The 11,984-nt window shown below is 70.4% G+C and carries 11 protein-coding genes; 8 read left to right on the top strand and 3 right to left on the bottom strand.

The features are described from left to right. The first annotated feature begins 162 nt into the window (after positions 1–162). The 7 genes from EXE59_RS06850 to EXE59_RS24800 all read left to right on the top strand — a co-directional run bounded on the left by EXE59_RS06850 (position 163) and on the right by EXE59_RS24800 (position 7,002). Complete coding sequence (locus tag EXE59_RS06850; protein ID WP_168218427.1) at positions 163–2,364, top strand: carboxypeptidase-like regulatory domain-containing protein; 2,202 nt, start codon at positions 163–165, stop codon at positions 2,362–2,364. Between the two features lie 117 nt (positions 2,365–2,481). Next, positions 2,482–2,952, top strand: a complete 471-nt coding sequence (locus EXE59_RS06855; protein ID WP_135838235.1) for a TlpA family protein disulfide reductase — start codon at positions 2,482–2,484, stop codon at positions 2,950–2,952. Between the two features lie 287 nt (positions 2,953–3,239). Further along, complete coding sequence (locus EXE59_RS06860; protein ID WP_135838236.1) at positions 3,240–3,710, top strand: DUF4395 domain-containing protein; 471 nt, start codon at positions 3,240–3,242, stop codon at positions 3,708–3,710. A gap of 84 nt (positions 3,711–3,794) precedes the next feature. Next, positions 3,795–4,643: a sulfurtransferase gene (locus EXE59_RS06865; RefSeq protein WP_135838237.1), complete on the top strand. Its 849-nt coding sequence runs from the start codon at positions 3,795–3,797 to the stop codon at positions 4,641–4,643. Position 4,644: 1 nt separating this feature from the next. After that, complete coding sequence (locus EXE59_RS06870; protein ID WP_135838238.1) at positions 4,645–4,947, top strand: DUF1416 domain-containing protein; 303 nt, start codon at positions 4,645–4,647, stop codon at positions 4,945–4,947. A gap of 206 nt (positions 4,948–5,153) precedes the next feature. Continuing rightward, on the top strand, positions 5,154–6,617 hold the full coding sequence (locus EXE59_RS06875) for a sensor histidine kinase (protein WP_135838239.1): 1,464 nt from the start codon (positions 5,154–5,156) through the stop codon (positions 6,615–6,617). 262 nt (positions 6,618–6,879) lie between these two features. Further along, complete coding sequence (locus EXE59_RS24800) at positions 6,880–7,002, top strand: hypothetical protein (protein ID WP_281280296.1); 123 nt, start codon at positions 6,880–6,882, stop codon at positions 7,000–7,002. A 51-nt stretch (positions 7,003–7,053) separates the two neighbouring features. Here the strand turns inward: EXE59_RS24800 and EXE59_RS06880 are convergent, their stop codons facing one another. The 3 genes from EXE59_RS06880 to cysD all read right to left on the bottom strand — a co-directional run bounded on the left by EXE59_RS06880 (position 7,054) and on the right by cysD (position 10,713). Continuing rightward, on the bottom strand, positions 7,054–8,412 hold the full coding sequence (locus tag EXE59_RS06880) for a tetratricopeptide repeat protein (protein ID WP_135838240.1): 1,359 nt from the start codon (positions 8,410–8,412) through the stop codon (positions 7,054–7,056). A gap of 64 nt (positions 8,413–8,476) precedes the next feature. Beyond that, positions 8,477–9,727 (bottom strand): sulfate adenylyltransferase subunit 1, encoded by a 1,251-nt coding sequence (locus tag EXE59_RS06885; RefSeq protein ID WP_135838241.1) that lies wholly within the window; start codon positions 9,725–9,727, stop codon positions 8,477–8,479. A 71-nt stretch (positions 9,728–9,798) separates the two neighbouring features. Further along, positions 9,799–10,713: a sulfate adenylyltransferase subunit CysD gene (gene cysD / locus EXE59_RS06890; RefSeq protein WP_135838242.1), complete on the bottom strand. Its 915-nt coding sequence runs from the start codon at positions 10,711–10,713 to the stop codon at positions 9,799–9,801. A gap of 102 nt (positions 10,714–10,815) precedes the next feature. Between cysD and EXE59_RS06895 the strand changes: the two genes are divergently transcribed. Then, positions 10,816–11,979 (top strand): glycoside hydrolase family 16 protein, encoded by a 1,164-nt coding sequence (locus tag EXE59_RS06895; protein ID WP_135838243.1) that lies wholly within the window; start codon positions 10,816–10,818, stop codon positions 11,977–11,979. The last annotated feature ends 5 nt before the right edge of the window (positions 11,980–11,984 follow it).

The following is an 11,984-nucleotide window of genomic DNA, read 5'->3' on the forward strand; positions in this document are numbered from 1 at the left end:
AGGAAAATCCGGGGCGGGGGTTTGGGACGGCACCGGATGGGCCATGATGCACCCGTTCGGAGTTCCATGACTCCGTACGGGGGACGAAGCCGCCGGCGACGTGTGTCGTCGTCAGGCTCGCGCGGCCTCATGGCACACAAACGAACACAGGGGGAACCACGCATGTTTGCTGGGTCTGGGGCGCGTACGCGCCTCCTTTCGGTCGTGGCGGCGGGTGCGCTCGCCACGGCAGCCTTGACGGCGGGCGTCGCTGCGCCGGCCAACGCCGCACCGGTGGGGGTCACCACGACCGTCACCGACGCCGCCGGCAACCCGGTCGAGGGTTACGTGACGGCCTACCTCGGCCAGAGTGACGGCAGCTACTTCCGCACGAACGGCCAGATGCTCGCCGACGGCCGGATGAACCTGCCGCTCGAGCCCGGCACCTACAAGTTCGAGTTCGAGAGCCTCGACGGCACGCTGGCGTCGGAGTTCTACACCGACAAGGCCGACCTGGTCTCCGCCGACCCGGTCGCCGTGACCGGCCCGACCGCCCTCGCGCCGGTCGTCCTGGCCGCCGCCCCGACCGCCAGCGGTCGCATCGTCAACGCCGCGGGTCGCCCGGTGCGCGGCGGCTCCGTCGAGCTGCACGCCGGCGGCAGCTTCGTCTCCTTCGCGCCGATCGATCGCGACGGCACCTTCGCGATCGGTGCCCCCCTCGCCGGCTCCTACAAGCTCCTGGTGCAGGCGAACGGCTACGCCGACGAGTGGTACACCGACAAGACCACCGAGGCGACCGCCGACGCCATCACCCTCGGCGCGACGCCCCTGGCGCTCGGCGACATCGGCGTCGTGCGCGGCGGCGTGCTGACGGGCCGGCTGACCAACACCGACGGCACCGCGCTCGAGCGGGTCCGCGTCCAGGCCTACCGCAACAACAGCAGCAACCCGTCCTACACCGACTACACCGACGCCAGCGGTGTGTTCCGGATCGACCGGGCCATGGAGGGCGTCTACAAGGTGCGCTTCTCCGACCCGGTCGGCCAGTTCCTCGGCGAGTGGTTCGCCGACAAGCCCGACCAGGCCTCCGCGACCGCGCTGGCCCTCAACGGCGGAGCGACCGTCGCGGGCATCGACGCCGCCCTCGCCAACGACCCGGCCTTCGCGGTCGACCCCGCGACGGTCGACGTCAGCGGCACCGTCATCGACTCGTCGGGCGCGCCGGTCATCGGCGCCACGGTGGTCGCCTACGACACGCCGGCCGCGGAGGGTCGCGAGCTCTCCTACGACTTCGCCGTCACCAACCGGGCCGGCCAGTACGCGTTCACCGACCTCGACCCGGACAGCTCGGGCTCGTCGGAGAACCAGTTCAAGATCTCGGTCAGTGACCAGCTCCCGCGCGAGGACGGCCAGTACCACCGACTCGACCGCTGGTTCGGCGGTGCGCAGTCCTACGCCGCTGCCTCCCCGGCGCCGGTCCCGGCTGCGGGCGTCAACGTGGTCCTGCCGCTCACCGGCGGCATCTCCGGCGCGGTCTCCACCGAGTCGTCGGTCTCGCTCGACGGTGTCCAGGTGCAGATGGTCGACGCGAAGGACGGGCTCTTCTCGTTCAACAGCCTGGCCAGCACCTCGCTCGAGGACGACGGCACCTACGACGTGACCTCGCTCAGGCCGGGCACCTACAAGGTGCTGTTCGCCGACTCGAGCTTCTCCGGGGCGTTCTTCGGCCCCGAGTGGTACGACAACACCAACTACGCGACGGCCAAGACCATCAAGGTGACCAGTGGCAAGACCGTCTCGGGCATCGACGCCGACCTCGAGGAGGGCATGCGCGCACTGCGCCGCCCCGAGATCAAGGGCAACCCCTACCTCGGCGGCAAGATCCGCGCCACCCCCGGCGTGTGGACCCTCGACAGCGACACGACCTACCAGTACGCCTGGCTCGTCGACGGCCAGGTCGTCGGCCAGGGCCGCACGCTCAAGGTCACCAAGAAGTACAAGGGTGACCGGATCGCCCTGCAGGTGACCGCCAGCAACGACGGCGTCACGGGCAAGGCCACGGCCACCACCCAGAAGATCGGCAAGAAGCCGACGGTCAAGGTCGCCGTCAACGGCGCCAAGGCCAAGGTCACCGTGTCGGCAAAGAAGGTCAAGGCCGCGAAGTTCAAGGGCACGGTCGTCGCGAAGAAGATCGTGCGCACCGACGAGTTCGGGGCGCCGGTATACAAGAAGATCGGCAAGGCCAAGCTGCGCAACGGCAAGGCCGCGCTGACCCTGAAGAAGCTGACCAAGGGCAAGAACAAGGTCGTCTTCCTCATCATGCTCAAGGGTGACAAGTACGGCGACGCGGAGGTCGCGCGGACGATCAAGGTCAAGAAGCGCTGATCTCCACCTGACGCACCACCGCACACGGACGGGGCCCCGGGACTCCCGGGGCCCCGTCCTGCGTCCGGGACACATCGCATCCGGAACAAATCGCGCGGGACGCGTCGTTGGCCGGGTGTGAGCACCGGAGCCTGGATCGCCCTCACCGCTGTCGTGCTCGCCCTGGCCGTCGGCCTGTGGCGGGCCGCGACCGACGGCCGCTTCCGCGGCACCCACGCCGTACGCTCCTGCTCGCCCGCCGAGCCGCTGGTCGAGGAGGGTGCCCCGGCGTCGGTCGCGAGGCCCGGCGCGGAGCTCGTCGCCTCGCTGGGAGAGACGCTCGGTGAGCGGGCCACCCTCCTGCAGTTCTCCAGCGCCTTCTGCGCGCCGTGCCGCGCCACGCGGCGGGTGCTCGGCGAGGTGTCCGGTCTCGTCGAGGGTGTCGCGCACGTCGAGGTCGACGCCGAGCACCACCTCGACGCGACCCGCGCCCTCGGGATCCTGCGCACGCCCACCACGATCGTGCTCGACGCTGCCGGCGTCGAGGTGACGCGGGCCACCGGGGCGCCCACCAGGGACCAGGTCCTGACTGCGCTCGCCGCGACCTGATCTCAGGATATGGATGAGTGGCTCATAGGATGAGACAGACGCGGGGGATGTGGCGCCGACCGCCTACTGTCGTCGTCATGTCCTCGACCATGCTCACCAAGCGCCGCGCAGTGGACCACTGCCGTGTGCGCTCGGCGCTGTGTCGAATGTCGTAGTGGTCCCACCGCTCACCTGAGCCCTGCCGTCCGGCGATCCGCCGGACCGTGCGCTCGCTCGGTCGGGACCCTGCGCCGGGGGACGTCCCGGCGCGCCAGGCCCCGTGCTGCGCGACCGACATCAGGAGAGACATGACCATCACCGCCCACCCCCGTGCCGCGTCCGGCCTCCGTCCGGACGGAGGCATCGACCCGCGCGGTCCGCAGCTCGCCGCCGCCCTGACCGCGGTCGTGCTCGTGGCCGTCCTGCTGCTGCCCCCGCCGTACGGTGTGGTGCTGCTCGCGGCCCAGACGGTGCTGTTCGCCGTCGGCGCCGTACGCGGGGTGCAGGCCACGCCCCACGCCTGGCTCTTCCGCACGCTCGTCCGTCCCCGCCTGGCCCCGCCCACCGAGTGGGAGGCCCCGGAGCCGCCGCGCTTCGCCCAGGCCGTCGGTCTCGCCTTCGCGCTCGTCGGCCTGGTCGCCCTGTCGGCCGGCGCCACCGTCGTCGGGCAGGTCGCCGTCGGCTTCGCGCTGGTCGCCGCACTGCTCAACGCCGTCTTCGCATTCTGCCTGGGATGCGAGGTCTACCTGCTCGTCCGCCGCTTCATCGCCACCGCCTGACGTCCCGGTTTCGACACGGCGCTGGCGCGCCTGCTCAACCAGCGATCGATTCCAACGATTTCCACCACAAGGAGCACACCAACCATGAGCCGCGAGAACACGCTCGTCACCGCCCAGTGGGTCGAGGACAACCTCGACACCGACGGCATCGTCCTCGTCGAGGTCGACGAGGACACCACCGCCTACGACAAGGGCCACATCCGGGGAGCCATCAAGCTCGACTGGACCACCGACCTCCAGGACCAGGTCCGCCGCGACTTCGTCAACAAGGCCCAGTTCGAGGCGCTGCTGTCCGAGCGCGGCGTGTCCAACGACGACACCGTCGTGCTCTACGGCGGCAACAACAACTGGTTCGCCGCCTACGCCTACTGGTACTTCAAGCTCTACGGCCACCAGGACGTCAAGCTCCTCGACGGTGGCCGCAAGAAGTGGGAGCTCGACTCCCGCGAGCTGACCGACGCACTGCCCGACCGCGCGAAGACGTCGTACACCGCGACCGAGCAGGACTCGAGCATCCGCGCCTTCCGCGACGAGGTCGTCGCCGCGATCGGCACCCAGAACCTCGTCGACGTGCGCAGCCCCGACGAGTACGCCGGGCGACTGCTCGCCCCGGCCCACCTCCCGCAGGAGCAGGCACAGCGTGCCGGCCACATCCCCACCGCCGCCAGCGTGCCGTGGAGCAAGGCCGCCAACGACGACGGCACCTTCAAGTCCGACGACGAGCTCAAGGAGATCTACACCGAGGCCGGCGTCGACTGGGACAAGGACACCATCGCCTACTGCCGCATCGGCGAGCGCTCCTCGCACACGTGGTTCGTGCTCAAGGAGCTCCTCGAGCAGGACAACGTGAAGAACTACGACGGTTCCTGGACCGAGTACGGCTCCCTGGTGGGCGTCCCGGTCGCGCTGGGCGACGAGCGCGGGGAGGCCTGACATGTGCGGAGCCAAGGAAGGCGGCCTGTCGCTCGACGGCGTCAACGTCGCCAAGGAGGCAGTGATCCAGGGCCAGGTCCTGCGCGGTGACGAGCCGGTCGCCAACGCGTACGTCCGGCTGCTCGACCGCAGCGGCGAGTTCACCGCCGAGGTCCCGACCTCGGCGACGGGGCACTTCCGCTTCTTCGCCGGTGACGGCGAGTGGACCCTGCGGACGCTCGCACCCAAGGCCGAGCCGGTCGACACCCGCGTCGTCGCCGCCACCGGCTCGGTGGCCGAGGTGCAGGTGCTCGTCACGGCGTGAGCCACACCTGACCGGGCGCGGATCGGACACTGGTCCGGGGACTGGTCTGGACATGGGGGATCACCCCGTGCGCGAAGCACGGGGTGATCCCCTCATTTTCGCCACCGTTCCCTCACAGCCCCGGTGGCCGGGCTGGACCTGGTCCTACGGTGGGACCTCGGTCTGTGTCGTCGAGGGAGCGTGTGGTGGTCGCTGAGGTCGCTCGCGTGCCCGACACGGACGAGCTGTGGCGCCTGACCATGGAGCACTCGCCGGTGGGGATGGCGATCGTCTCGCTCGCAGGGGAGTTCATCACCGCCAACGTCGCGCTGTGCGACATGCTCGGCTACGGCCCCGAGGTGATGGCCACCCTGACCCTCCAGGACATCACCCACCCCGACGACCTCGCCACCGACCTGCGCCTCGTCGACCAGGCGCTGGCCGGCGAGATCAGCTCCTACCGGATCACCAAGCGCTACATCTGCTCCGACGGCACCACCGTCATCGGCGACCTGTCCGTCGCCCTCCTGCGCGATGCGCAGGGAGCCCCGATCCACTTCATCTCCCAGATCGCCGACCTCACCGAGCGACAGGCGTTCGTCGAGCGGCTCGATGCCGCCGAGGCCGCCGCGGAGGCGGAGCGGCGCAAGGCCCAGGCCGTCTTCGAGGGCGTGAGCGTGGGCCTGCTGCAGATCGACGCCGACGGCCGCTACCTGGCGTTCAACAACCGCCTGCGCGAGTTCCTCGCGCTGGCGTTCCCCGACGGTCACGAGGGAGTGGCCGGGCAGTCCGGGTTCGCCTACGACGTCGACCACCGGCCTTTGGACCCCGACGAGATGCCGTCCGTACGCGCCGCGCGGGGCGAGCAGTTCAACGACGTCCGGCTGTGGATCGGCGCGGACCCCGCCTCGCGGCGTGCGCTGTCGGTGTCGGCCCGGTCGGTCCTCGACGGCGCCGGTGCCTTCGCAGGAGCCGTGCTCGCCTACCACGACGTCACCGACCTGGTCCGCGCGATGGACGTCAAGGACGCGTTCGTCGCCACCGTGTCCCACGAGCTCCGTACGCCGCTGACGTCGGCACTGGCCTACCTGGAGCTGCTCGACGACTCGACCGACGTGGGCGACGACGGTCGCCAGCAGGTCGTGGCCGCCCGCCGCAACATGCTCCGGCTCTCCCACCTCGTCGCCGACCTGATCTTCACCACCCGGGCCTCGGCCGGGTCGGCGCCCGTCGACCCCTACCGCGTCGACGTGGCCACCCTGCTGGACGAGGCCCTCGCAGCGGCGTCCCTGGACGCCGAGTGCGCGAGCGTACGCATCGAGGGCCGGCGCCCCGCGTCACTGGTGACGGTCGCCGACGGGATGCGGCTGCGCCAGGTCTTCGACAACCTGCTCGACAACGCCATCGGCTACAGCCGGCCCGGGGGAGTCGTCACCGTCGACCTCGACGAGCTGGGCGACGGCGGCCTGGAGCTGGTCGTGGCCGACGAGGGGGTCGGCATCGAGCCGGGTGACCTCGACGGGGTCTTCGGCCGGTTCTACCGCGGCGCCAACGCGCGTCAGCTGAACGTGCCCGGCACCGGGCTGGGCCTCACCATCGTGCGCACCATCGTGGAGGCGCACGGCGGGCACGTCACGCTCGAGAGCACCCCGGGCCTGGGCACGACCGTCCGCGTCTCGATCCCGCGCTGACGCGATCCCGCGCCGAGCCGCCCGGACATGCGGGGACCCCCCGCGTGGGGCGAGGGGTCCGGCGGCAACCGGGTGGGGACCGGTGCGTGTCTCGCGAGGGGGAGTCGCGAGTGTGTCGCACACTGGCAACACAGGGAATTGCCAGTAGTACTTGCCCAAGTTTGCCAAAGACCGCGACACTCGGCATCAGTTTTGACAAAGTTTCTTCTTGCAGACGCTCGGGAGCCTGCCAACCCCACACAGCACTCACCCTGGAGACACCATGAACCGCAAGGCCACCCGCATCTTCGTCGCCACCATCGCCCTCGTCAGCCTGGCCGGCTTCGCCACGCCCGCCGAGGCGGCGCAGGTCAAGCAGACCGCCCGGAACGTGTGGTGCTGCTGACCGCCGACCTGACGGGGGCCTGCCAGCTCCCTGCTGGACGGTCCTGCAGTCTCAGCTGCGGGCGAGCGTGGTGGACGCCATGCGAGCCCGCAGCCCGGTCGAGACGGCCGCGCGCCGGTAGGCGTCGAGCGCGGCCTCGGCCATGCCGAGCCCGGTGAATAGGTCGGCGAGGTCGAACCACAGCTGGGCCGCGCCCTGGTCGGCGCCGATCGCCGAGAGGCGGTGCACGGCCTTCTGGTAGGCGAGGGCGGCGAGGTCGGCCTCGCCCTCGGCCGCGAGCGTACGTCCCTCGAGCACCAGCGCCTCCGCCTCCGCCAGCGGGGCGTGCCCGTCGGCGGTGAGGTGCACCTTGCCGATCAGGTCCCGGCTCTCGCCGAGGTCACCGGCGAGGAAGGCCACTCGGGCGAGGCCGAGCAGGGTCCACGCGCGGTCGACGGGGGAGCCGCTGCTCCACTCGAGCTCCGCGGCCGCCTGCTCGAGGTTGTGCCGCGCCTCGTCGAGGGCCGGTGGGTCGAGCTCGAGCTGCAGACGCCCGACCTCCGTGCGGAGGCGCGCCAGGTTGCGCGCGTCCTGGCCCTCGCCCAGGAGGGCCAGGGCCCGCTCGGCGAGGGGGACGGCGGCTGCCACATCGCCGCGGTTGGCCTGCATGACGCTGGCGTTCCAGTAGGCCGAGGCGCGGGCCTGCGCCGACCCGAGCGACTCGGCTCGGGCGATGGCCTTGCGGCACATGCGCACGGCGTGGCCGGTGTCGCCGCGCTCGAAGTGGGCGGCGGCAAGGGTGACGGCGAGCTGCACGGCCTCGTCGCAGGAGTCCAGGCCGGCCTCCTCGACATAGGTCATCACGCGCTGGCCGCACTCGATGGCGCGGCCGAGGTCGCCGGTCTCGCGGTAGATGCGGCTCAGGGCGATGCCGGCCCTGATGCGCGTCATCCCGTCGGCCTCCGCGTCGTCGGTCAGCTCCTCGAGCTCGACGATCGCGTCGTCTTCGCGCTGGGTGGCCTCCAGGGACCGGGCGTGCAGCAGCCGGGCGCGGTCGCGCATCCCGTCGACGCGCGAGGTGTCGAGCTTCGTGAGGGCCTGCTGGAGGTGGGTCTCCGCGACCTCGGGCTGGCCCGACTCCAGCGACAGCTCGGCATAGTCGAGTGCCAGCCGGATCTCGTCGACCACGTGGCGGTCCGGCTCGCCGAGCAGCGACTCGACGGTGACGTCGAGCCGCTTCGCCAGCGCGGCCAGCGCCGGGGCGGTCGGCCCGCGGTGTCCGGCCTCGATGCGGGACAGGAAGGCCACCGACATGAGGTCGTGTGCGACGTCGCCCTGGGTGAGCCCGCGGGCGAGGCGCGCCGCCCTCAGGCGGCGCCCCAGCGCCTCACGGTCGGTCTGCTCCAGCAACTCGGCATGACGCGGATCCATCCGGACATTGTGGTGCACGACTTGCCAGCGTGGTGACGATTTCCGGCAAAGTCCCTCGGATGGGTCAGGAGCCGCTGTTGATCATCCCCGCGCCCACGGTGACGCCGGTCGCCTCGTCGATCAGGATGAACGAGCCCGTGCTGCGGTTCTTCGCGTAGGGGTCGCACAGCAGCGGCACGGTGGTGCGCAGCTGGACGCGGCCGATCTCGTTGAGCCCGAGCTCGCCGGCGTCCTGGTCGCGGTGCAGCGAGTTGACGTCGAGGCGGTACTGGATGTCCTTGACCATCGCGCGCCCGGTGCGGGTGGTGTGCTTGATGGCGAGCTTCTGGCGCGGACGCAGCGGCTCGTTGGTCATCCAGCAGACCATCGCGTCGATGTCCTGGCTGGGCTTGGGCGCGTTCTTGACCCGGGCGATCATGTCGCCGCGCGAGACGTCCACGTCGTCCTCGAGGCGTACGGTGACCGACATCGGCGGGAACGCCTCGTCGACCTCGCGGTCGAACAGGTCGATGGCCTCGATCTTCGACGTCATGCCGCTGGGCAGCACGATCACCTCGTCGCCCTTCTTGAGCACGCCACCGGCGATCTGGCCGGCGTAGCCGCGGTAGTCGTGGTGCTCGTCCGACTTGGGACGCACGACGTACTGGACGGGGAAGCGCGTGTCAACGAGGTCGCGGTCGGAGGCGACGTGCACGTGCTCGAGGTGGTGCATCAGCGTCGGACCGTGGTACCACGGCGTGTTCTCCGAGCGGTCCACGACGTTGTCGCCCTTGAGCGCCGAGATCGGGATGACCTCGAGGTCGGGGATGTTGAGCTTCGTCGCGAACTGGGTGAACTCCGCGTGGATCTTCTCGTAGGTCTCCTCGGACCAGTCGACGAGGTCCATCTTGTTGATGCAGAGCACCAGGTGCGGCACGCGCAGCAGCGAGAGCAGCACCGCGTGGCGGCGCGACTGCTCGGTCAGGCCCTGGCGGGCGTCGACGAGCACCAGGCCGAGGTCGGCGGTCGAGGCGCCGGTGACCATGTTGCGGGTGTACTGCACGTGGCCCGGGGTGTCGGCGATGATGAACTTGCGGTTGGGCGTCGCGAAGTAGCGGTAGGCGACGTCGATCGTGATGCCCTGCTCGCGCTCGGAGCGCAGGCCGTCGGTCAGCAGCGACAGGTCGACGTAGCCGTGGCCCTTGTCCGTGGAGGTCTTCTCCACGGCCTCGAGCTGGTCGGCGAAGATCGACTTGCTGTCGAAGAGGAGGCGACCGATCAGGGTCGACTTGCCGTCGTCGACGGAGCCGGCGGTCGCGAAGCGGAGCAGGTCCATGGGGCGGTTCTCGGTTTCGACACGGGCTCGTCCCTCGCCCTGCTCAACCAGCGAACTGTCGTTGCTGCCCATCAGAAGTAGCCTTCCTTCTTGCGGTCTTCCATGGCCGCCTCGGAGAATCGGTCGTCACCGCGGGTCGCGCCGCGCTCGGTGACCCGGGCGGCAGCCACCTCCTCGATGATCTGGTCGATGGTGGACGCGGTGGACTCCACGCAGCCGGTGAGCGTGATGTCACCGCACGTGCGGAAGCGGACCGTACGCTCCTCGGCGGTCTCGCCGTCGCGCATCGGGTTGAGCGGCGTCTCGGTCATCAGCATGCCGTCGCGCTCGAAGACGCGGCGCTGGTGGCTGAAGTAGATCGACGGGATCTCGATGCCCTCGCGGCCGATGTAGTCCCAGATGTCGAGCTCGGTCCAGTTGGAGATCGGGAAGATGCGCATGTGCTCGCCGGCGTGCAGGCGCCCGTTGTAGAGGCTCCACAGCTCGGGGCGCTGCATCTTGGGGTCCCACTGGCCGAACTCGTCGCGGTGGGAGTAGACGCGCTCCTTGGCGCGGGCCTTCTCCTCGTCGCGGCGACCGCCACCGAAGGCGGCGGTGAAGCCGTTCTCCTCGATGGCGTTGAGCAGCGTGGCGGTCTGCATGCGGTTGCGGCTGGTCTTGCCGTCGTCGACCACGACGCCGCTGGCGATCGCCTCGTCGATCGAGGCCACCACCAGGCGTACGCCGAGGCGGTTGACCCAGTTGTCGCGGGTCTCCATCACCTCGGGGAAGTCCAGCCCCGTGTCGACCTGCATGATCGGGAACGGGATCTTCGCCGGGTAGAACGCCTTCTCCGCGAGGCGGAGCATGACGATCGAGTCCTTGCCGCCGGAGAACATGAGGACCGGCTTCTCGAACTCGGCGGCGACCTCACGGAAGATGTGGATCGACTCGGCCTCGAGCTGGTCCAGCTGGCTCAGCTGGTAGTCGACGTGGGTGTTGGTCATGGTGTGGCGAGGACCTCTCTAGGGACAGCAGCGTTCATCGTAGCGACGACCCACGCCTCGGTGAATTCGCACTGCTGGGCGTGGTCGGTCAGACTCGTCCGAATGAGCCGTACCCCCCGACTCGCGCCCCGTCACCACCTGCTCGCGGGCGTGCTCGCCGCGGCCGTCGTGACCGCGGGCTGCTCCGCCGCCGACGGTGGTGACGCCAGCCCCCCGTCGTACGAGCAGAGCGACGCGGTCGACGTGACCGTCCTGCCCCAGCTCGCCGCCAACGGCGAGGACCCCGAGGCCGCCGCCGACGCCGCCTGGGTCGTCGACGCGACGGTCGCCGGTGTCGACGAGGGCACGGCCGTCACCCTGGTCGCGCGAACGGACGACGGCTGGGACGACGTCGACGAGCAGGCGACCGACGCCGACGGCCACGTCTCCCTCACCAGCCGCTCGTCCGGCGACCTGCACGTCGTGGTGGGGGACGGCGACGACGCGGTCGGCGCCGAGGTCTCGACCGACGACGCCCCCGCGGCGACCTTCACCGACGACTTCGACGAGGACTCGGTCGACGGGGAGGGTGCCACCTGGCTGACCCGTGACCAGGGCTACATCGGCGTACGCACCTGCTCGCGCGCCGGCGCGGACGCCGCGAAGGTCACCGACGGCGTCCTCGAGCTCAGCGTGATGGAGGACCCCGACCGCGAGGGCGACGAGTGCCAGCTGCCCGGTCGCCGCAAGAGGTTCCCCTTCCGCCTCAACGGCCATGTCGGCACCGAGTTCAGCCACTCCTTCACCTACGGCTTCGCGGCGGCACGCATCCGTACGCAGGCCGCGCGCGGGCAGCACGCGGCCTTCTGGCTGCAGTCCGTCGGCGGCCAGAAGGTCGGCGGCCCCGAGAAGGGCGGCGCCGAGATCGACGTCATCGAGTACTTCGGCGACGACCACCCCGAGGGCGGCCTGACCAGCTTCACCTACTTCCTCGACAAGGACGGCAAGAAGCAGACGGTCGGCGGCTGGCTGCCCGACGCCGACGAGCTCGGCGACGACTGGGCGGAGAGGTACCACGTGTTCTCCGTCGAGTGGACGCCCGAGGAGTACGTCTTCCGCATCGACGGTGAGGTCACCCAGCGCCTCGAGGGGCCGACGTCCGGACAGCCCGAGTTCCTGATCCTGTCGCTGCTGTCGTCGGACTACGAGCTGCCGCGCTTCAACGGCGAGCTGCCCGAGACCATGGAGGTCGACTGGGCGCGGGTGTGGGAGACCGGGCCGCGCTGAGCCCG

This window comes from Nocardioides eburneiflavus, assembly GCF_004785795.1.
Lineage (GTDB): Bacteria > Actinomycetota > Actinomycetes > Propionibacteriales > Nocardioidaceae > Nocardioides > Nocardioides eburneiflavus.